This window comes from Pedobacter sp. ASV28, from assembly GCF_016428855.1.
Classification (GTDB): Bacteria; Bacteroidota; Bacteroidia; order Sphingobacteriales; family Sphingobacteriaceae; genus Pedobacter.
In genome coordinates this window covers 74845-97816 of the sequence record NZ_JAELTN010000013.1, presented here as the reverse complement: position 1 = coordinate 97816, position 22972 = coordinate 74845, and the positions used below count along the sequence as shown (strand labels likewise).

Here is a 22972-nt window from a genome sequence, read left to right as displayed (position 1 = left end):
ACTTAGGCATAAAAAAACACCAACCTGTAATGATTGATGTTTCAGTAGCCCGAACAGTACTAAAATCGAACCAAATCTTTGAGGATTTAGTGAGATTGGCATCCATAAATCAGGATCCATTGCTGAAAAATATACAAAGAGAATTAACGCCCCAAAACAATATTTCATTTAGGACAAAGAGTAAATCAAAGGGATTTAGGCTGTAGCCTTCGATTAAGCCATGTATCAAATTTGTTAAAGGCGAATCTCAGGATATTCATAGGATGCTTGATCAAAGAAATTAAATAATTGATTCCCAGTCCGAAAAGCACAACATTTTTTTTAATCAACTTGACGACAATCTTACGATTAGAATAAGTTTGTTCAATGGCGGTTTCGCATTTATATTCTGGATAGATAATCTTAAACTGCTAAAAAAGAATAACTACAACCGAATTTTGATGATTACAGAAACAGGGTGAATATTTTCGAGGGTACCAATCATTTTTTTGCCTCATTTCCTAGTGCGTAAAGTAAAAGTGAAAATCAATATCTTGTATATCTTATCGAAGAACAGAGACAGTTTGGTCAAACATTTATTGAAGAAAGTTTAGCTCCATCCATAAATTAAAATTGTTCGCCTGGACGAGAAGACTACTATTTTCAAACCTAAAGTTTTCCGTCATGTTCTTAAACACCTTTTCTGCAAACCCAGATAATATTTGTTTGTTTTCCCCGATTTCATATTCAGTTGAAAAGAAGGATTTAATTGTCGGATCTTCGGCTATAAAAACAAGTGAACAAAATCCTATGATTTTTCCATCATACTCTGCAACAGCCAGGGGTATCCCGAACCCCAGCCCTGCGCTCATGTTATCCCCATTATTAGAAGCCTGGTATATTTGGGCTATGCGACGCAAATCGTCAACATAAACATTCCTTTTAATAAATTTATTTATCTCCATTTCATTCACTTCATTTGCTCTGTTGTTCGCTTCCTCATTTCCCTGCGAATGCCGATGGTGTGAAGTATTATGGCGACAGTACAGCCGATAAAAATCGGCGGCTGTTCCAATAGCATGCCATAATACACATAGAAAGCATTTGCAACCAGAGCACACGTCCTCAAGTAGAGAATGCTCTTCATGGACATAGAGGCGAGATTCAGTATCAAAGCAGTATAGCCTATAAATTGTATCATATTATTCTTTTGCCAAACTGATCATCGTCGCGGTCATTTTTGCAATCAGTTTTTCTTCCGTGTAGTCGTATACATAGCCTTCACAGACTGTCAATTTTTTTCCGGCTTGTAGTACCTTGCCGATAGCAATCAGTTTTTCTGTATTTGCAGGTTTCATAAAATTAACCTTGAATTCGACGGTCAATACTTCTGTGTTCTCCGCCATCATTGTTAAGGCTGCATATCCACAGGCACTATCTACGATGCTGGTTGCAACGCCGGCATGAAAAAAGCCATGTTGCTGGGTTAAGCCCTCAGAAAATCCTACACAAATTTTGACGATGCCCATTTCCACTTCCAGAAGTGTAGCATTAAGGGTTTTCATCAATCCCTGCTTTTCAAAACTTCGTTTAATCCTATCGTACATGTACTTAGTTTTTTTATTTATAAATAATCTTGTCTGATCGGACTGAAGAAATCAACAACCTCACCAGCTTCTATAATCTCGATAGAATGTTCCACATCAGCGGAAATGGAATAGGTATCACCTGCCGAAAGCTCATATTCGTTTCCTTCGAATTTCAAAATGTACCTTCCGGAAATTACATATCCACTCTGTTCGTTAGAGTGCTGATGAAAAGGGACGTTATCGGTAATCTTATAAAGCATTTTTGTTACCATAGTATCTTTTCCAATAGAAAGTACCACGAAATCTACACCTAAGAACTGTCTTCCAACAGCATCCTCTTTTTTAACTATGTTTCTCATCTTTAAGCTTGTTTAGTAAGAGATAATTCCATTTGAATATTGGCTCGTTTATATGGAGTTGGACGCCCAGATAACTTCTTAAAGCCCATCTTGTAGTATAAGTTAATCGCTGGTTTGAGCAAAGTGTTACTTTCCAGATAGAGTTTCGAACCACCCAGTTCCCTTGCTGCCCTTATGATTTCCTGACCCAGCAAGAAACCTATGTTTTTCCCTTGGGCCTTTGGGGATACAGCCATCTTTGCCATTTCGTAATCATACTCTGGGTCGTCCATTTTGATTAGGGCACAGACTCCCACAGGTTGGTTTTTATAAATGGCTACAAATATTTTGCCTCCCTTATCTAATATGTACTCTTCCGGGTTTTCCAATGTTTTTCTGTCCGTATCCTCGATTTCAAAGTAGGTAGAGATCCACTCTTCATTCAACTCCTTAAAAGCAGCTTTATATTCTGGTTGATATTCTAATATTTCAACATCTTTGCTTTCACGGAGCTTCTTTTGCTCCTGTACACGTTTAAGTAGTGATTTTTGTTCTAAAAGGAATTCCCATTCGGCGATAGCTTCCCACAGATCATGCGTTGCTTCATCCATGATGCTATCTACTGCAGCCGCTACGTCAGCGTTCTGAACCTTCATCTTTTCTGCAAGTGTTTTTCCCTTTTCGCTAAGCCCCGCAACATTCCTTCGCTTGTCTTCAGATTTAAGATTATCCTGAACCAGCCCTGCTTTAGCCATCTCTTTGATAATCTTTGTAACTGAAGGTTGCGAGTGCCCGATCAGTTCCGCTATTTCGGTAATGGTTTTGTTTTCATCCCCAGCAAGGACGAAGAATACCGGAAACCATTTGGGTGAGAAGTCAGCATTGTATAGTTTATAGATTGCTGCCGCATCGTCTGTAACCTTTGCTGTTAAGAGACGCAATCTGCTACCTATAGCCATTTTACCTGTTCTATTAAATATTTCCATTTCTATTAAAATAATTAACTATATACCTAATTACATAATTGGTTATGCAAATGTAGGGATTATATTTTTACCTCCAAATTTTTACTAGATAAAAGAATATCGCCGAAAAAGGCTGCGGAAATTTTGTCGCAAAATAATGTACAGGTTAGTGAGGAGGAAGCTGCTGAAATATTGGATTTTCTGTATGTTATTGCCAAAACCTACAATAGGCAGGAGGGAAGTCAAAAGCGGTGTGATCGTTAAGAAGAAATTGAACTGAGTAAAAACGGCTCCTAAAGATATTTAGAGCATACTTTTAATCAAACGAACAGAATTACAATAGTTTTTTATTGGAGAAAATCGAACTAAAACAAAGCTGTGTTTAACTGTTTGTGCCGTAGATATTTATGGGTATAAAAAAAGGAAACAACTGTTATGTTGTTTCCTTAAGTAGCGTGTACGGGAGTTCATTTGAACACTTGATACAGTTTTTGAAGGTTTTAAAAGGGATTATTGATGATAATTATTCTTTAAAAACCATTCCTAATTCTGATAAAAACATTAAAAGGAATAGGTTAAAACTATAAGAACATATCAATCTGCTCAGATTATTGGCTGCCTGCGGACTTGAGAACTATTCTAAAAGCATACAAATGGCAGTTTTCTTATAGCCACTTTAGTCTCTCTATGCTTTATTCCATACCTATCTTTTTGAGATTCTAATACCATTTTGCTTTCTATCTCAAATCCGGAAGTGTTTGAAATAATCGCCTGGCCTCTCGCCAGCCCGCTTCCACGAACACCGCCAGGCAGTCGATGAGCTGATTCCTTTTTACCTGATCGGCGAAGATGTATCGGTAATCAGCCAAGTACAGTCCCACCAATTTGACAAAAAGCTCCGCACCCATACGCTCGTACTCGTATTTTGCCACACCGGATTTTCTAAGCATCGCCTCGCTGATCAACTCAAAGCAATAAACAGGATCAGCTTCTATAAACTTTTCCAATACCTGCAAACAGTCATGCACCGTTTTGGGTGAACCGAGAGTAGTCAGCTTAGAGATGATGGGGCCATACTCGGCAAGGAATACACGCTGTTCTTCCAGCGATAGCGATATGCCTTCTTTATATGCCGATGCAAAATATAGCTGTTTTCCGATTTGTGTAAAAAGCTTAAGTGCCGCTAGTTCTTCATCCGTTGGTTCTCGGTCATTTGGCCAGTTAGATATAAACGGCTCAAGCACACCAATCAGTTCCCAAAGGAATGACATCACGTTCTTCCGACCAAAAGACTCTTGCTCCCTTCCTCCAGCATACCCTGCTACAAAATATTCCCTAAGGCTAAACAATGTCTTCTGAATTTCGCTTTCATGGTCCTTAAAATTGGCAATCCATTGCTGAAAAATTTCCTTAGACGCTGAAAGTCCTTTTACTACTGCAAAATAAGCAATAGTAGCGGGAACTACATTATCCATACCGGCAGTAGATATCTTCTTACCCGTTAGTTTTACAAAAACTGGTTCGACTTTCTCTACGTCCACAGATTTCAGCCTTGCAAGCTCTCCAGCTGCATAGGCAAGTACGGCGCTGTTCTGTTCGGATCCTGCGACCTTATCTGCGATTTCCCAAATAGCGTCACGATCTACCTCCCACAGTCCCAACAAGCGGATAATAGCATTCATGCGCACCGCGGGATGAGGGTCGCTATGCAATAATTCTTGATATCGTTTGCCAATCTTTGGCCATAGGTGCGGAACTTCTATTAACTTCCCTATGGCCTCGGAAGCATCGACCCTTGCCGAGTTACCGGACCATACAGCGGCTCGTGCAAAATCAACTTCTGTCTTATCATCTGTGCGTGGAGTATTGTGCCTGCTTATCTCAAGAAGCTTAGCCACCGCACCATCAACTTCACTAACTGGAACCAATCCGGATTTGAGCGCCAGTCCAAGAGCCTTGGCAAGTGTTCCAGCAACTGCTGCATCATTCTCACCGCCACCTGCCGCCTGTTCGGCATCAATCAGGCCTAAGAGTTTGGTAACTTCAGGCCAAAGCTTTACTTTTAATGATTCATCTGATTTATCATTCATGATCGATCGGACAGACCTGCTGAGGCTGGCAACCGAGTCTTGCTCGATGGGAGTCGCTACGACCTTGGATTCCTCATCGCTAACAGAAGTAACCAATTGACCACTATCGGCCGGCTCAATCAGACTGGTTGCTGCCTCTTCTTCTCTGGCAGCTTTCAGAAAGTACCTAGCCTGTTCACTGGCAAGGTTGGACTCACCGATAGCATCAAAGACCGATCTGATTGTTAGTTTTGCATAATATTCAGGATTCCTGGTGTGCGAAAAATCATAGGCGAGTATCTGTTTTTCAGCGTTTTTCCGTTGCTCTTCGCTTGCAAGTGGATAAGTGGCTGCAATAAGTGCGATTGCGGCCTGCCTAGTATTTATAGAGCTGAGCACGACCGGATCGATTGCCGAATTCCATAGGATACTTCCAAGCACATCTGGGCGTTTTGCACCTGCTTCAAATATAGCTTTCCAGGCCAAGACCTTGCCCCCTTCAGATAAGATGATATCGGGTATTTCCTTCAAATCCTCTTCGCCGGCACCTACAGTCCAATCCTGAAAGATTCGATAGATATTTTCCTCACCGTCCCCTCCAAACTCACCGTCCCAGGCAGAAAATGCAAAACGGTCTTCTTTGAAAGGCATTTGACCATCCTTATAAGCCACCTGATGCTCGACGTCTGGCTCCGATTGCCATCGCCGCTCTTTGGCGTCAATAGCTGCACCAAGCGCCCTGGCTCCCGCTTTTGGAGAGTTGTTGATCAGCTCCAGGAAACTGGTGCTTAGTACATATTCGGACATGTGAAAATCCTGTGCAGCGTTTGACCTCAAGCTCATGATCCAACTCTGTGGCCCGAAACCGGTGGCATGTTCATTGCTGAATTCTCCGCCCGCGAACACCCTACGGAAAAGATCTGCCACTAATCCATCATCCTGAGCGCCTAGCGCGACCGCTTCATCGGCAAGTGCGGGTACTTCGAAATATCCAAATTTTTTGAAACGTTCGTCGGCAATTATTTGCTCAATGCGTTTTTTTGATTCCTCGGGATTTGAACCATAGGTTTTAGCCACAAACGGTATTATGTTTGAAGACAACCAATGGATCAGCCTATCGTCCTTGGATATTTCGTCGAACAGCATTCTGGAAACTTTGCCTACAGCTTCCATTGCTGTAGAAGATAAAGTGGTCTCCAGAAGCATATAGATGATAACCTTCAGGCTCTGAAACTGGTATGGCTCAGAGATACCGGTTATCCCGGAGATCATTTGGCTCCAAGCCTCTGAAGTTTCCGGGGAAATATCGTAAGTACTGAGGCTACCTGCAATCTGTAAAATGGCTTTATTATATTGGGGATCCGGTGAGGATAACACCTTTGCTAGGTCTGAGAGGTCTTCTCCTTCTGCAATGCTCTGTACAACAATCCTTGCCACCTCTACCCTGATTACCGGGTCAGTGTTTTCAGAGGATATCAATGCCGCTGTAAGCTTCCAGTATTCTAGGGCTGAAGAATTGAGTTTTAGATGCTCAAGCCAATATTCTAATGAAGGTGCAATCAATAGCCCAGCTCCCTCTGCCTTTGAAAGACGTGAAACTGCCTGCGCCGGATTTGGCTGTAGAATGAGTTTGGACACCGCAAAATCAAATAAGATATGATGTCGAAATGCTATCCTTCCAGTTTGTTCGGTCACCAATACGCCCCTGGCCTCTATCTTCTCAATGATGGTAGAGGCATCCTGTGGAATCTCAGTCTCCGGAATATCTACCGAACGTTCAGATAGTGTTAGTTCCACGAACTTCTTCATCGCAACAGTGCCAGACAGCCCAATGTCACCAAGCCGTTCGTTCCAATACCTCGAGAGAAGCTCCGAACGGCTACCGACCTGTACAAGTGATGCAGGATCTAGGCCACCGCTAATAAGCTCGCCAATAAGTGAAAGATTGAAAGGGTTTTTGGCAAGGGTAGCTATCTTGCTACCACCAGCAGCAAGGGCTATTTTTAAAGATGGTGATTTATCTTCTATTTCTTTGATCTCAACTTCGCCAAGTAGCGGAACGTGGACATGCCTCACGGTAGGGAACTGGCTGTCAGAAAAGGAAGAATCAGGTGCAGTTCCCCTGAACAGCTTTTTCCATTCTAATCCGAGTTTCAGATCAAAGCTCCGGACAGAAGCTACAACCTGCCAGTTGGGAATAGCAAAAACTTCCTGTATCAATTTTCTGTAGACCAGTTCTGACGGCCCTCCCCTGGTAGCATCCAGAGCGTCCAGAACCAAGTATCCCTTGGTTTCAATTGGTATATTTTTTAAGACTTCCAGTATGGGGTGCTCAAGTCCAATTTCTTTTTGTAGTGTGTCTAAGGTGGTTATGTTGCTCTCTACAGTCAAGGTAACAACAAAGGCTTCCTTTGATAGTTCTTCGGACAACTCGTGTATCACTCCTGATTTTCCTGTGCCTGGATCCCCTGTAATGGCAAGTGAACCGCCTTTTGCTCCTGCAAGTACCACAGTGCTAACCGGACGGGAAAACCTGATCTCCCCAGCATCTGTATTAATCTTTGTAAAACGTTCCAGTCTGGAAAGCACACTTTGGCTGTAAACTTTAAGCCTGTCCACATCCTTCTGGTAGCTCGGCGGCTCTTTCATAGAAATCTGGCCATGCAGGTAGCGCATGATCGCACCTTTATCACCACCTGTTCCGTTTTGAGAAGCTTCTACTCCCCATTTTGTCAACAAATTGAAAAGGTTCGACTCACTGCCCGGCACTTTCACCACTTCTTTAAGTGCGTCTGTTGCCATCACCTTGAGACTTGAATCAAGAACTGCAACTGAACATAGCTTTAGGATTTCCTGGGATTTCGCAGGCGTAATTGGACTACCCTCTTCGCATAGCCAGACATCAGCAATTAGCTTTTCGGACGCATTTAAAGCATTCTTCAATTTAGCGGGCAATGCTGTCGCTGCATCTGTTCTGTTTCTAGTCAGGGCCTCTCGCAAGTCGTTGCGAATGGTTGCTGGCGCATTTTCTCCAACGACAAGCACCAACCTATCCCTAGCGACATCCATTTCCCTGGTCTTGGCACCTTCTGGGACGCCTGAACGATATTGCCTGACAAATTGATCAAATACCGAACCAAGCTCACTGTCTGGATTATCAGATAGCGATAGACTGGTCTTAGCCTGGAGATTAATAAGTCCTATGTCGGTGACGACGTTGACATCATCAACCGCTGATGGGGATTCCATAAATATCTTCAGGGGTTTTCCCGGAAGGTTATCGCCGAAGCGACTTAAAGGGCGTTCTGTTAGTAGGAGAGCGGCTACAAAAGCACCGACTTCTGACTGGAAAAGAACGCCCGCTGATGTTGCTCTTCCACTCATATCACTAAGATACTCGAAACTACCCAATCTGGCAAGGTAAGCTGAAATCGACTTTTAAATTATGGCAGAATGTTACAAACTCGCCTAGCGTGCAATTGTTGTCCGATATAGCACAACGCCGGCTGGGCCATTTGGGATATTATTGAATGGAAGGTTTCTAGGAGATGCTCGGCACTACCTCTTAGGAAATCCTTATTTCGAAACCTTAATTCACATGTTTGTATATTGATAAAATAAATATACAAATATATGGAAACAGCTTATTTATATGTTCGGGTGAGCACGGACGAACAAAAAAGAAAGGGTTACTCCCTCGCCGAACAGGAAGAGCGCCTACTTCGACATTGTGAATTTAACAATATCAAGATCAAGGACATCGTTCGGGAGGACTATTCAGCAAAGGATTTCAACCGTCCGGAATGGAAAAGTCTAATCAATAAGATCAAAAGGAACAGGCACCGGCAGCCTGAGAATATACTGTTCCTCAAATGGGACCGCTTCAGCCGTAGTGTCCAATATGCGTACCAGATGTTGGGGATATTGAGAGGCCTTAACGTAGCGGCGATGGCCATAGACCAGCCAATTGATTTTGACGTACCGGAAAGTATTGTAATGCTCGCCGTCTATCTGTCCATCCCAGAGGCGGAGAACCACCGCCGGGGACTGAACACTTCCGATGGCATGATGAGGGCAAAGAAAATGGGGAGATGGCCCGGAAAGGCACCGATAGGATATGTCAACCTCACAGCTCTGGACGGCAAAAAGTTCATCGCACCCAAACAACCGGAAGCCAATCATATAAAATGGTCCTTCCAACAGCTGGCGAAGGGAAGGCTGACAATCAACCAGGTCTGGAAAATGGCCTGCGCCAATGGTTTCCGGTGTAGCAAAAGCAACTTTTGGAAACTGGTACGTAATCCTGTGTACTGTGGCATGGTTACCATTCCTGCATGTAAGGATGAAGGGCCGCGGTTCATCAAGGGCATCCATCAGCCCCTGATCACGGAAAGCCTCTTCCATGAAGTTCAGGAACTATTGAATAGTAGACGTAAGATAGTTTGCAAAAAAGAGGACCTGATCACCTCATTTCCGCTGAGGGGATTTTTAACCTGTCCCTTATGCCAGGGCAGAATTACAGGAAGTTTTTCCCAGGGCAAACGTTCAAAATTTGGCTACTACCATTGCACCAGGCCAAGGTGCCGAGGCAGGTTTAGGGTAGAGGCCCTGAACGAATCATATGAAAAGGAGCTAAAAAAGATGCGATTGATTCCCCAGGTATATGAACTATTCGGCCTCGTCCTTGAAGATGAAAATATCTATACTAACCGCAGGATACAGATAGATGATAGAAAGGCCGTTCTTGACCGGATTACAAAACAACAGGCCTTAATGTCAAGGGCGCGGAACTTCTATCTTAATGAGAAAATAGACTTCGAAGATTTTGGAAGACTAAAGGAGGAGCACAATGAGATATCCGGCTACCTGGACAGCCAGCTGAGGACAATTACTACGAAACTGTTGCGCGGCTACATGAATACCAATGCTTGGCCAGGGGGAAATCTAAACATCTTACAGGCTTATAAAAATATGGACATCGAAGAAAAGCGTAGGATCATAAGTCTGTTCAGCCCTTCGGGAATAGATCCTCATACCAAAACGCTTGCGCCCCTGAACTTCAGCAAGGCTCTATCGCTTATTGTCGACTATTGCGATGCGGAAGGCGGGTAGACGCCCCACCCCATCTCTTGGGCTCAACCAACCAACTAGAAGTTAAAGTTAAAACAAAGAAAAATGCAGCCATCCATATTCAGGAGGTCCAAGGACTTTTCGCACAAAAAGGTTTCAGTCGGTCAGGCGATCAAGGTATTGAAACGTAATGGCATTGAGACTAACGAAGATCAAGCGGCAATAATCCTTGATCTCCTTTACCTGCTTGCAAAGACTTTCAAGCATGCCAACAATCCAGATGAAACAGGTCCATGACCTAAAGGATAAATCGAACACATGTATCGCTGATTAAGATCGTTGGGATAACTGTTTTTTAGAAGGTCAGGACTTCGCTAAAATCCTGGACAAAATATCGAACACCTTTTTAAGATTTGATTCTGTATGTTAAAGGTTTTGTAGTCAGTATGTTGATTGCATAAAAAAAGGAAATGATCGATTAGGATCATTTCCTTAAGTAGCCCGTAGGGGAATCGAACCCCTGTTTCCAGAATGAAAATCTGGCGTCCTCACCCCTAGACGAACGGGCCAAAAAATAAGAAGTGTCGTTCCAACTTCTTTGGTAGCGGGGACCAGACTCGAACTGATGACCTTCGGGTTATGAGCCCGACGAGCTACCAACTGCTCCACCCCGCACTATATCTCAACTCTTTTATTTCGTTAAATCCTTAACTCTTCTTCCGAATTGGAATGCAAAGATATAATTCGTTTCTTTGTAGTGCAAATTTTTTTTAAAAAATATTTTTATGTCGCATAAAGCAGGCTTTGTAAGCATTATAGGCAAGCCCAACGTAGGGAAGTCTACCCTGATGAACGCCCTTATTGGTGAAAAACTTTCCATTATTACCCCAAAGGCCCAGACCACACGCCACCGTATATTGGGGATTGTGAACGAAGAAGATTTCCAGATTGTGTTTTCCGATACACCGGGAATCATCAAGCCTAAATATGGTCTGCAGGAATCGATGATGACCGCCGTGGGCGGTGCCCTGCAAGATGCCGATCTGATCTTGTTCGTTACCGACATTAACGAGCAGTTTGATGAAAATGACGTGCTCCAGAAAATTGCACATAACCAGATCCCCTTGGTGGTACTGATCAATAAGATTGATCATGCTACACAGGAGCAGGTGGCCGAGAAAACAGCCTACTGGCAGGAGAAGCTTAATCCTAAACATATATTTGCCATATCGGCATTGCACCAATACAACCTTGAAGGCCTGCTGCCCCTCATTTTGGATAGCCTGCCCGAGCATCCGGCCTATTATGATAAAGAAGACTTGACCGACCGTACCCAGCGTTTCTTTGTATCGGAGATCATCCGCGAAAAGATCTTCAACAACTATCAGAAAGAAATTCCCTACAGCACCGAGGTAATTGTTACTGCATTTAAAGAAGAGGAAAAGATAATCCGAATTAGCGCCGAAATTATCGTGGAAAGAGATTCGCAAAAGAACATCCTGATAGGAAAGGGCGGGGCAAGCTTAAAGAAGGTGGGTATGGAAGCCCGCAAGGACATAGAGAAATTCTTGGACAGCAAGGTGTTTCTGGAAACCTTCGTGAAGGTTATTCCCGATTGGCGAAGCAAAAAGAATTACCTAAAGAATTTTGGCTACGAAAGCTAATTTTTTATTCCCCCTGGTTTTAAAGATGAAATAAGTAAAAGAAAGGATTGAATTTTGTTCTTTCTTTCTGCTGTCATGTGCTTTCCACTTGGCTTCTTATTACATTTTTTTTATCATTGCATCTAAATGCTTTTTGGGCGATGGGGGCTTAGGTATTTTTGTGTTACGTAAGCACATCATTAAAGCACCATCATTAAGCGGCATACAAACGTAATCTTATAGTTAAATGGCGAGCAACTGTCAGAACTGTCAGCAAGTGATCACTGAAAATTTTTGTGGCAACTGTGGACAGAAAAAATACAAAAGAATTGATCGGAAGTACATTTGGGATGAAGTACAGTACTCGCTGCTCCATACCAATAAGGGATTTTTGTATTCGGTAAAGAACATTCTCAAAAATCCGGGGAAAACAGCAAGAGACTTTATTGATGGCAATAGGGTAAATCACTACAAGCCTATGTTGTTGGCCTTTGTATTGAGTGGGATCTCGGCCTTCATTTCCTTTAAGTTGATCGGAATGAACAACATCATGCGCCAAATCTACGCCAAGGAAAAATATTCGGGGCTCATGAACGATATGTTTTCTTATGTGGCGAGCTACAGTTCGTTTATTATGTTGCTGCTTATACCACTATTTGCCATATTTACTTTCCTGGTTTTTAGAAAATGGGGACAGAACTATTATGAGCATGTGGTCATGAATGCTTTTGGTCTTTCTTTTTATACCTTGACCAATATTATCATTTTTTATCCTATCATGTACTTGTTAAGGGATCGCATTGAGGTGTTTGCCTGGCTGACAATGGTGTCCATGGCATTTATACCTTTTATCTTAGCTTGGTTCTATCGTGGATTTTATTCGGAAAAAAAATTGGGTAGTATTATATTGAAGGTATTGCTCATTCTATTTTTGATCATGGTGGCCTATTTCCTATTGATCATGGTATTGGTTATTGCGTATTTGGTTTTCATGGGGCCAGGGGCAATCAAGCAATTTCAGCCCAAATAATTTTCTTTTGGACATTACGCTGTGTAGGGTACCATGACCTTAATGTAGTTTTCGCCCTTAATATTGGGAGGCGAGGGGTCTTATGGCAAGGCATGCCCAACATATTATACGCGAATGTTCAAAAAATAAGCGTACTTTTGCAAGTCAAAACCCAAGCCCCTAGGGGAAGGGGCTAATCAATCGGTGGATGATTGTGTTGTTACTTTAAACAGCTCAACCTCAAATCGTAAATCTAATCGTCAGTAAAAAATGAGTAATATAATCGCAATTGTTGGAAGACCAAACGTAGGCAAGTCTACCCTTTTTAACCGCTTAACCGAAAGTCGCAAAGCCATTGTAGACGATTTTAGTGGGGTAACCCGCGACAGGCACTATGGTGCTGCCGAGTGGACCGACAAGCAGTTTACGGTAATTGATACCGGAGGCTATGTGGCCAATTCGGAAGATGTGTTCGAGGCCGCCATTCGCGAGCAGGTGGTGATTGCCATTGAGGAAGCTACCGTACTGTTGTTCATGGTTGATGTAACTACGGGTATTACCGATTTGGATGATGAGATTGCCAGCCTTTTGCGCAGGAGCAAGAAGCCTGTTTACATTGTAGTGAACAAGGTAGATAATACAGCCCTGGAAAACGAAGCCTCTATTTTTTATAGTTTTGGTTTGGGCGAAATCTATACCATTTCTTCGATGACCGGCTCTGGAACGGGAGACCTCTTGGATGAGGTGATTACCCATTTTGAAGATTTGCCAGAAGAAGAGAACAGGCTACCCAAAATTACGGTGGTGGGCAGGCCAAATGTGGGCAAATCGTCGCTGATCAATGCCCTGATGGGTAAGGATAGGAATATTGTAACCCCAATTGCAGGGACGACCCGCGATTCGATACACATACACTACAACCAATATGGACATGAATTCATGTTCATTGATACCGCTGGTCTGCGCAAGAAGACCAAGGTAAAGGAAAACATAGAGTTCTATTCTGTGATGCGTACCATCAAGGCTTTGGAAGAGGCAGATGTGGTGATGCTGATGCTCGATGCACAGGAAGGTATAGAGGCACAGGATATTAATATTTTCCACTTGGCGGAAAAGAACAAAAAGGGAATTGTGATCTTGGTGAACAAATGGGACATGATCGATAAAAACGAAAAGACCATGAAGGCCTTTGAGGAGCAGATTAAACAAAAACTACAACCATTTACCGATGTGCCCGTGTTGTTCATTTCCGTATTGAACAAACAGCGTATATTCAAGGCCATAGAGACCGCATTGGAAGTCTATCAGAACCGCGGCAAGAAAGTGCCAACGTCGAAGCTGAACGATGTGATGCTGCCCATTATTGAGAACTATCCGCCACCAGCTAACAAAGGCAAGTTCATTAAGATCAAGTACATTACACAGATCAATGGTACTTCGCCCATGTTTGCCTTTTTCTGTAACCTGCCGCAATACATCAAAGACCCATATAAACGTTTTATAGAAAATAAGCTTCGCGAAAACTTTGATTTTTCGGGGGTGCCTATCCAAATTTATTTCAGACAGAAATAGGATTTCGCAGGTTTGGCCTTTAAAAGCTCAACGAAAATCGATATTATCAATAGCTTAATTGTAATCGTATGGAGAAAAATATTCGGGTGATCCATAGCATTTCTGCAGATATCGATACCATTTTTAAGTTTTATGACCTGGCTGTGGCGCACCAAAAAAAGGTGTTCAACAAACATTGGCAGGGCTTTAGCCGAGAACTGGTGCAACAGGAAATAGCAGCGGCCAGACAGTACCAGATTCTGGTAGGGGGGGAGGTGGCTGCCATATTTGCCATTACTTTTAACGATCCGCAGATCTGGGGAGAAAAAGACCATGAACCTGCCATTTATATCCATCGCATTGTGACGCATCCCGCCTTTAGGGGCTATGGTATGGTGAATATCATCATAGATTGGGCCAGAGCCTATGCCGCCAAAAATAAACAGATCCAGTATATCCGCATGGACACTTGGGCCGATAATGAAAAACTGCTAAAGTATTATACCAGCTGTGGATTTGAGCATGTGGGGGCTATTGAAGTTGCCAAGGATAGCGGGCTGCCCAAGCATTATGAGGGGATTGCGCTCAACCTCTTCGAGATCAAGGTTTGAAGCCTGTGCTCTGCCTGTAATTGATGATTTTCCTGCTTAGGGGTTTAGATAGGCCATGGCCTGTTTCACCATGTTGTCGCTCAAGTTATGGGCTTTGTAATAGCCCAGATCGCCTAGGTAATACTTGTAGAGCATTAGTTTTAGGTTTTTATAGATCAAAGGTTTAGAGGCGATCAACTGTTTGGTGTCGATAGGTATTTTCTTGCTTTCCACATATTTGAGAAAGTCTACATAATCATAGTCTGAAATATTGAATACCGTCAAGGCCTTGTTCAGGTAATCTGCCGTGTACCTGTCGGCAAGTACATCAAAAACAAAATCCACAAAAACCTTTTTCTCCTGTAGGGTAGCATAAAACCTATTGTAGCCAATGGTATCTAGTTTTACATAGATGTCGGGCTGTATACCCCCTCCGGCAAACACTTTTTTTCCGCCTTTGGTGATGTATGGCATGTTTCGCAATAGGCTATCTACCTTCGGAATTTCGGAGGTGAGCTCCCCGGCATTTAAGCGGTCTTCTATTTCATGCTGATAGGCCTTAAACCCTTTTTTATAGGATTTTTGGATACTCCTGCCCAGAGGGGTAAAGTAACGGGCTATGGTGAGGTTAAGGGCAGAGCCATCTTCAAAAGCAAACTGTTCCTGTACCAGTCCCTTGCCGAAAGAACGTCGGCCTATAATAAGGCCCCTGTCCAGGTCTTGTATGGCCCCTGCAAATATCTCGCTGGCCGAGGCCGAGTTTTCATTGATCAGTACAGCCAGCTTGCCTTGCTCAAACTCACCGCCACCAGTGGTATAGTAATCGGTTCTGGGCTCGTGCTTGCCTTCGGTATAGACAATAAGCTTGTTCTCTGGCAGAAACTGATTGGCCAATCCGGTAGCTGCGGTCAAATAACCACCTCCGTTGTCTCTCAGGTCCAGTACCATTTTTTTCATACCCTTGGCCTTTAGGCTTTTTATTGCGGTAATAAAATCGGTATCGGTATTGGCACCGAACTTTCCAATTCTGATATAGGCTGTTTCATTGTTGATCATATAGGCTGCGTCTATGCTGCTGACCTCAACCCTGCCACGTTTCACATTTAGCACTACCGGATTGGTATTGCCCGCATGTAAAATGGTCAGCTGTACGTTGGTGCCCTTTTTGCCCTTGATCTTGCCCATCATGGCAGAGCGGGGCAATGACCTACCGCTTACCACTACGCTATCTACCTTAATGATTTTGTCGCCCTGTCTAAGGCCACTGGAATAGGCCGGGCCATCCTTAAAAACATTGGTCACCAATAGGGTGTCGTTAAGGATGTAATATTCTACGCCTACGCCCTCAAAATTTCCTTCCAGCGCTTCAGAAAGTTCAAATGCTTCAGTAGGAGGTAGATATATGCTGTGCGGGTCAAGTTGATGCAATAAACTGTCGATGGGCAAGTGCTTAAGGCTATCGGCATTTACTTCGTCCACATATTTTTTTTTGATGATATGGATGATGTCATCTACCTTGGTGGTTTCGGTATTGGCATACCTCACATCTTTTTTAACCTGAAAACCCTGGTCCTTTAAAAATCTGTAGCCCAGATACATACCTCCAATGAGCGTTACGCAGTAGGCTAACGCAATCAGTAAATTGAGGCGGGTACTTTTTTTCATCGATTTAGGAAGCAACAAAGTTATGAAAATTAGTGTCTTATTTGAAATTAACGCATAAATAACATTTTAGTTTTTTAATATTTATTGTTGATATTTGTAAGCGATAAGCTTACGCCTGGGAATATCGAGTGTGAAATCGATATTTTTGGGGACCATACATTGCAAACGATATAAATGAAAAGAATAACCGAGCAGGAATCTAAATATAAAGACATTGACCAAATGTCTGTTATGGAAATTTTGAAAGGCATAAACAATGAGGATAAGTTAGTTCCTTTGGCAGTTGAAAGGGCATTGCCCCAAATAGAAAAATTAGCTACAGCGGTGGCCGAACGCATGAAAAAGGGTGGAAGACTCTTTTATATAGGTGCAGGAACAAGCGGAAGACTAGGCGTAGTGGATGCTTCAGAATGCCCCCCAACTTTTGGGGTTCCTTTTGATTGGGTGGTAGGTATTATTGCAGGTGGCGACACGGCCATACGCAAAGCCGTAGAGTTTGCCGAAGATGACGATAAACAAGCCTGGATCGATCTTCAGGAATACCACATCAACGAAAAAGATTGTTTGATAGGTTTGGCCGCCTCTGGTACTACGCCATACGTAATAGGCGGATTGAACACGGCCCGCCAACATGGGGTGCTAACCGGTTGTATCATTTGCAATGAAGGTGGTCCTGTAGTAGCCGAATCTGATTATCCGGTAGAAGTAGTGGCCGGCCCAGAATTCTTAACCGGTTCTACCCGCATGAAATCTGGTACAGCACAGAAATTGGTGCTGAATATGCTCAGTACAACGGTAATGATCAGGTTGGGGCGTGTAAAAGGAAATAAGATGGTAGATATGCAGCTGACCAATCATAAGCTGGTAGATCGGGGTACGCAGATGGTCATGGAAGAACTGAACATTGATCATGCCCATGCAGCCGAGTTGTTGACTAAATATGGTAGCGTGCGTAAAGCCGTTGAAGCCAGTAAGGCTTAGGTTGAAGTGGCGAGTTATGAGTTAAAGGTCGAATAATTCACCTGTCATCCGTATCTTTGGCGCGTTTAAAGGTATGCCCGTCACTTATAACACGTAACACTTAACTATAGTTTATGCACGAAATAGAGCCCTATTATCAATGGAGAGACGACTACATTGCCGCAGAAGATGAACGGTCGCCATTTTACAATACCGAATATTCAGAGTTTTATTTCGATAAGCAGCTGTATAATTTTCTTATTCACCCGCAATGGGATAATTTCGGTTCGAATACCCTTTATATTAAAGTGCTGTATGTTGATTATGAGCGGGGCTATGCCATTATCGAGCTGATGGGAGAGTGGAACGATGCCATTACCAACGACATCATGATCCTTAAGCGGGAAATCATTGAACTGATGATCGATGAAGGGATCAATAAATTCATCCTGGTGGGAGAAAATGTATTGAACTTTCATGCTTCGGATGATAGCTATTATGAAGAGTGGTTTCAGGAAGTGGAAGATGGATGGATTGCCGGAATTAACTTTAACCAGCATGTAATAAGGGAGTTTAGGGACCATAGCATCGACTATTATATCAATTTTGGCGGGGAATTGGACGAACTGCCCTGGAGAAAGCTCAAACCTTTACAGTTTTACAAAAAAGTTGAAGAACTATTGACAAAAAGATTAAACTAAAATCGTATTTTTAACCAGTAACCAATTTTAAATTAAAATGGAACAACAAAATTATCAATATCAGAACAACTCGGTTTTTGTACAGGAAAAATCAATTTCAAAGAAATTTTTTGCGAATGTATTCACTTGGATGTTTGTTGCACTAAGTCTTTCTACCGTTGCTGCTTATTTATTTAGCACAAACGAAGGTTTAATGCAGTACTTAATTACTTATAACCCTGCCACAGGTAAAGGTGGAATGTCTATTTTTGGATATATAGCCATGTTTGCACCGCTAGGTCTAGTACTTACCATGGGATTTGGACTAAGCAGATTATCTTACGGCGCCCTAGTTGGTATTTTTATTCTCTATTCGGTACTTACAGGTATTAGTTTAAGCTTTATTTTGCTGGCTTACACGTCTGGTTCAGTAGTGAGTTGTTTTGCAGCGGCAGCGGGTATCTTTGGCATTATGGCTTTTATGGGATATACCACCAATATCGACTTGAGTAAGTTCGGGCCAATTTTAATGGTAGGTGTTATAGGGTTAGTTATAGCCAGTGTAATTAATATGTTCATACAGAGCGAACAATTTAGCTTATTCATGGCATTTATTGGTATTGCAGTATTTACAGCGTTGACGGCATATGATGTGCAAAAAATAAAAAGAATTGGAGAAGGACTGGAAACCAATGGAGAACAAGCCTTACAGGTGGAAAGTAAAAAGATGGCCATTGTAGCAGCCTTATCTTTATATCTAGATTTCCTAAATATTTTCCTTTTCTTGTTACGTATCTTCGGAAGCAGAAAATAAGCGCAAACACAAAATATTATACCGAAGGCCAGGCAGTTTTGCTTGGCCTTTGTAATTTTATTTGGTTATCTCATTGATATTTTTGGAATTGATAAAGGGATGTTGCATTTTTGCAGTGCTTATAAAGAAAGGCGGAGGGATTAGACCCAACGATGTCTTAGCAACCTGTAACTTACAAGGTGCTACATTCTACCCAACTTAAGTCACAAGAGCTCGGGAAAAGATAAGTTTTTGGAAGGATAGTCTGTTCCGACTTCTGCGTAAGCTTTTAAGATTTGAGTATAGCGTTATGCGATAGGTGTTCATTCGCCAAAGGCCAACGCTGAACGTATTATGGATATTAGACAAGAATTAGAAAAACGTATTTTGATTATAGATGGTGCCATGGGTACCATGATTCAACGCTATACGCTTACAGAAGAAGACTTTAGGGGCGATCGCTTTGCTGCACATCCCTGCGATGTGAAGGGAAACAATGACCTGTTGAATATTACCCGTCCTGATATCATCAAGGCCATTCATACCGAATACCTACAGGCTGGCGCCGATATTATAGAAACCAATACCTTTAGTACACAGCGTATTTCCATGGCCGATTACGAAATGGAGGAGCTATCTTATGAGCTGAGCTACGAAGGGGCCAAGATTGCCAAGGAAGCCACTACCGAATTTATGGCCAAACATCCCGAAAGGAAATGTTTTGTAGCCGGTGCTATTGGGCCAACCAACCGTACGCTTTCGCTCTCTCCAGATGTAAACGACCCCGGCTTTAGGGCCATCTCCTACGATGAGCTTTATGAGGCCTATTACGAGCAGATTAGCGGACTGGTAGATGGCGGAGCCGATGTGCTGCTTATTGAAACCATTTTCGATACCCTAAATGCCAAAGTGGCCATTGCTGCCATCAAGCAATATGAAGAGGTGATAGGTAGGAAACTCGAAATCATGATTTCGGGTACCATTACCGATGCTTCTGGAAGAACTTTGTCGGGACAAACAGCCGAGGCTTTCTTAAATTCGGTTAGCCATGCCAAACCCTTAAGCATAGGATTTAACTGTGCTTTGGGTGCCAAGGAAATGCGCCCACACATTGAAGAACTGGCCGCAAAAGCCGAATGCTATGTGTCGGCCTATCCAAATGCCGGTTTACCCAACGAGTTTGGTGCCTATGATGAGTTGCCGCATGAAACGGCCCATCTGGTTGATGATTTTATTAGCGCTGGATTTGTAAATATTGTAGGGGGCTGCTGCGGCACTACGCCAGAGCATATAGGCTGCATTGCCAAAAAAGCAGCGCAGGCATCGCCAAGGAAAATTCCTGAAGTAGCTCCTTATCTACGATTAAGCGGTCTGGAGCCCGTTACCATTACACCGGAAAGCATCTTTGTGAATGTTGGGGAAAGAACCAATATTACAGGATCTCCAAAATTTTCTAAGCTTATTTTGGGCGGCGATTATGAAGCGGCATTGGCCGTTGCCCTGCAACAGGTAGAAGGGGGCGCGCAAATTATTGATGTGAACATGGACGAAGGCATGCTCGATTCGGAAGCGGCCATGACCAAATTCCTGAATTTGATTGCTTCCGAACCCGATATTTCTAAATTGCCTATCATGGTAGATTCGTCCAAATGGACGGTAATTGAAGCGGGCTTGAAATGCCTACAGGGAAAAGGTATTGTCAATTCCATTTCCCTAAAGGAGGGCGAAGAAAAATTTAGGGAAAGTGCACGTAAGATCATGCGCTATGGTGCTGCGGTTGTGGTAATGGCTTTTGACGAGCAGGGACAGGCCGACAATTATGAGCGTAGGATAGAAATATGTAAAAGAAGCTACGATATTCTGGTGAAGGAAATAGGATTTCCACCACAAGATATCATCTTCGATCCGAATATATTAACCGTAGCCACAGGGCTAGAAGAGCATAATAATTATGCGGTAGATTTTATCAATGCTACCCGATGGATCAAAGAAAACCTGCCCTATGCCAAAGTGAGCGGAGGTGTTTCTAATATCTCCTTCTCTTTTAGGGGAAATAATGTGGTCAGGGAAGCCATGCACTCGGCATTTTTATACCATGCCATCCACGCCGGATTGGATATGGGGATTGTGAACGCGGGGATGTTGGAAGTGTACCAGGAAATTGAACCAGAACTGCTTGAAAGGGTAGAAGATGTTTTATTGAACCGTCGTCCGGATGCGACAGAAAGATTGGTAGATTTTGCCGAAACCGTGAAGAACAAAGGCAAGGCCCTGGTTAAGGACGAGGCTTGGCGGCAAGCAACGGTAGAAGAAAGATTGTCGCACGCCTTGGTAAAAGGCATTGTGGAATTTTTAGATGATGATGTAGAGGAAGCCAGACAAAAGTACGATAGGCCTATACAGGTGATTGAAGGCCCTTTGATGGATGGGATGAACATTGTGGGCGATTTATTTGGTGCGGGAAAAATGTTTTTGCCACAGGTGGTAAAATCGGCCAGGGTAATGAAAAAGGCGGTGGCCTATCTGTTGCCGTTTATTGAAGAGGAAAAACTGGCCAATCCAGACCAGAACCAGAGTTCTTCTGCCGGAAAGATATTAATGGCTACCGTTAAAGGCGATGTGCATGATATAGGCAAGAATATAGTAGGTGTAGTGTTGGCCTGTAATAACTTCGAAATTGTAGATATGGGCGTAATGGTGCCTGCACAGGAGATCATTAAAAAAGCCAAAGAAATCAATGCCGATATTATTGGACTGAGCGGATTGATTACCCCCTCTTTAGATGAAATGGTACATTTTGCCAAGGAGATGGAGCGTGAAGGATTTACCATTCCGCTAATTGTGGGAGGGGCAACCACCTCCAGAATTCATGCTGCGGTAAAAATTGCCCCTAACTATTCGGGCCCTGCTATTCATGTACTGGACGCTTCTAGAAGTGTGACCGTTTGTAGTACACTCATGAACGGGGAATTAAGGGACACTTATATTAGCCAGATCAAGGCCGAATATGATAAGGCACGTGAGGCCCATTTAAATAAACGTTCGGACAAGCGTTTTAAAACATTGGACGAAGCGCGTGAACATCAATTCAAATTGGATTTGACACAAGTGGTGGCGGCACCAAGTTTTACGGGGACCAAGGTAATTGAAGATTATCCCCTGTCAGAATTGATCCCTTATATTGATTGGACACCATTTTTCCATACCTGGGAACTTCGGGGCAGCTATCCCAAAATTTTTGAAGACAAAAATGTAGGGACAGAGGCTAAAAAGTTGTTTGATGACGCCCAGGCATTGTTGCATAGAATTGTAGACGAAAAGCTGTTGGAGGCGAAGGCCGTTGTGGGTTTTTGGCCTGCAAATGCCGTTGGCGATGATATTGAACTGGAAGTGCAGAGCAGCACTTTAAAGGCTGATGATAAGCTGAAAAATGGCAAGGCTGAAAAGGTAAGGATACATACGTTGCGCCAACAGGCCGAAAAAACGGAAGGACAGTCTTATTATGCCCTATCTGATTTTATTGCACCTAAAGAAAGCGGTATACAGGATTATTTTGGAGGTTTTGCCCTTACCGCTGGTATTGGCTGTGATGAACTGGTGGCCGAGTTCGAAAAGAATTACGACGATTATAATAGTATTATGGCTAAAGCCCTGGCCGATAGGCTGGCAGAAGCCTTTGCCGAAAAGCTACATGAGATTGTACGTAAAGACTATTGGGGCTATGCCAAAGACGAACATTTAAACAACGAAGAGCTGATTAAGGAACAGTACGTAGGCATTCGTCCTGCACCAGGTTACCCGGCCTGTCCGGAGCATACCGAAAAAGGCACTTTGTTTGCCTTATTGGAAGCAGAGGAAAAAATAGGGCTGAAGATTACCGAAAGTTATGCCATGTATCCAACGGCTGCAGTTAGTGGTTTCTATTTCTCCCATCCGGAATCAAGATATTTTGGCCTGGGCAAAATTACCAAAGATCAAGTAGAAGAATATGCCCGTAGAAAAGATATGAGTATTGAAGAAGTAGAAAGATGGCTGGCTCCTAATTTGGCATATTAGTTTTTTGGGTGGTTT

Annotated in this window: 15 protein-coding genes, 2 tRNA genes and 1 riboswitch; of the genes, 9 read left to right on the top strand and 8 right to left on the bottom strand. The window is 43.0% G+C overall.

Annotated elements, in window-relative coordinates; all coding sequences use genetic code 11:
* Positions 1 to 575: 575 nt before the first annotated feature.
* The 5 genes from JHD79_RS06830 to JHD79_RS06810 form a co-directional block, all read right to left on the bottom strand.
* Positions 576 to 944 carry a hypothetical protein gene (locus JHD79_RS06830; RefSeq protein ID WP_199118467.1) on the bottom strand — a complete coding sequence of 123 codons (369 nt, stop codon included), beginning with the start codon at positions 942 to 944 and terminating at the stop codon, positions 576 to 578.
* 237 nt (positions 945 to 1181) lie between these two features.
* Positions 1182 to 1586 carry a PaaI family thioesterase gene (locus JHD79_RS06825; RefSeq protein ID WP_233164599.1) on the bottom strand — a complete coding sequence of 135 codons (405 nt, stop codon included), beginning with the start codon at positions 1584 to 1586 and terminating at the stop codon, positions 1182 to 1184.
* A 17-nt stretch (positions 1587 to 1603) separates the two neighbouring features.
* On the bottom strand, positions 1604 to 1927 hold the full coding sequence (locus tag JHD79_RS06820; RefSeq protein ID WP_199118465.1) for a cupin domain-containing protein: 324 nt from the start codon (positions 1925 to 1927) through the stop codon (positions 1604 to 1606).
* A gap of 2 nt (positions 1928 to 1929) precedes the next feature.
* Positions 1930 to 2892: a GNAT family N-acetyltransferase gene (locus tag JHD79_RS06815; RefSeq protein ID WP_199118464.1), complete on the bottom strand. Its 963-nt coding sequence runs from the start codon at positions 2890 to 2892 to the stop codon at positions 1930 to 1932.
* Between the two features lie 716 nt (positions 2893 to 3608).
* Positions 3609 to 8324, bottom strand: coding sequence for a hypothetical protein (locus tag JHD79_RS06810; RefSeq protein WP_199118463.1), 4716 nt, complete (start codon positions 8322 to 8324; stop codon positions 3609 to 3611).
* A 249-nt stretch (positions 8325 to 8573) separates the two neighbouring features.
* On the opposite strand from JHD79_RS06810, the gene JHD79_RS06805 reads away from it, so the two are divergent.
* The gene (locus tag JHD79_RS06805; RefSeq protein WP_199118462.1) at positions 8574 to 10052 is read left to right on the top strand and encodes a recombinase family protein; all 1479 of its coding nucleotides are present in this window, start codon (positions 8574 to 8576) and stop codon (positions 10050 to 10052) included.
* A 455-nt stretch (positions 10053 to 10507) separates the two neighbouring features.
* On the opposite strand, the gene JHD79_RS06800 is transcribed toward JHD79_RS06805, so the two are convergent.
* A tRNA-Glu gene (locus JHD79_RS06800) sits at positions 10508 to 10579 on the bottom strand.
* 30 nt (positions 10580 to 10609) lie between these two features.
* Positions 10610 to 10685 (bottom strand) — tRNA-Met (locus JHD79_RS06795).
* A 110-nt stretch (positions 10686 to 10795) separates the two neighbouring features.
* Between JHD79_RS06795 and era the strand changes: the two genes are divergently transcribed.
* From era to JHD79_RS06775, 4 genes are all read left to right on the top strand, one after another.
* Entirely contained in the window at positions 10796 to 11674 is an 879-nt protein-coding gene (gene era, locus JHD79_RS06790; protein WP_199118461.1) for a GTPase Era, read from the top strand.
* Positions 11675 to 11900: 226 nt separating this feature from the next.
* Positions 11901 to 12683: a DUF3667 domain-containing protein gene (locus JHD79_RS06785; protein ID WP_199118460.1), complete on the top strand. Its 783-nt coding sequence runs from the start codon at positions 11901 to 11903 to the stop codon at positions 12681 to 12683.
* A 249-nt stretch (positions 12684 to 12932) separates the two neighbouring features.
* Entirely contained in the window at positions 12933 to 14234 is a 1302-nt protein-coding gene (gene der / locus JHD79_RS06780; RefSeq protein WP_199118459.1) for a ribosome biogenesis GTPase Der, read from the top strand.
* A gap of 68 nt (positions 14235 to 14302) precedes the next feature.
* Entirely contained in the window at positions 14303 to 14824 is a 522-nt protein-coding gene (locus JHD79_RS06775; protein ID WP_199118458.1) for an N-acetyltransferase, read from the top strand.
* A gap of 36 nt (positions 14825 to 14860) precedes the next feature.
* Here the strand turns inward: JHD79_RS06775 and JHD79_RS06770 are convergent, their stop codons facing one another.
* A complete protein-coding gene (locus JHD79_RS06770) occupies positions 14861 to 16468 on the bottom strand; it encodes a S41 family peptidase (RefSeq protein WP_199118457.1) in 1608 nt (535 codons plus the stop codon).
* Between the two features lie 174 nt (positions 16469 to 16642).
* Between JHD79_RS06770 and murQ the strand changes: the two genes are divergently transcribed.
* From murQ to metH, 4 genes are all read left to right on the top strand, one after another.
* Positions 16643 to 17449: an N-acetylmuramic acid 6-phosphate etherase gene (murQ, locus tag JHD79_RS06765; protein ID WP_199118456.1), complete on the top strand. Its 807-nt coding sequence runs from the start codon at positions 16643 to 16645 to the stop codon at positions 17447 to 17449.
* 113 nt (positions 17450 to 17562) lie between these two features.
* Positions 17563 to 18129 (top strand): hypothetical protein, encoded by a 567-nt coding sequence (locus JHD79_RS06760; RefSeq protein WP_199118455.1) that lies wholly within the window; start codon positions 17563 to 17565, stop codon positions 18127 to 18129.
* A 37-nt stretch (positions 18130 to 18166) separates the two neighbouring features.
* Entirely contained in the window at positions 18167 to 18922 is a 756-nt protein-coding gene (locus JHD79_RS06755; RefSeq protein WP_199118454.1) for a Bax inhibitor-1/YccA family protein, read from the top strand.
* A gap of 116 nt (positions 18923 to 19038) precedes the next feature.
* A riboswitch (SAM riboswitch) is annotated at positions 19039 to 19152 on the top strand.
* Positions 19153 to 19255: 103 nt separating this feature from the next.
* Complete coding sequence (gene metH / locus JHD79_RS06750) at positions 19256 to 22957, top strand: methionine synthase (RefSeq protein WP_199118453.1); 3702 nt, start codon at positions 19256 to 19258, stop codon at positions 22955 to 22957.
* Positions 22958 to 22972: the final 15 nt, after the last annotated feature.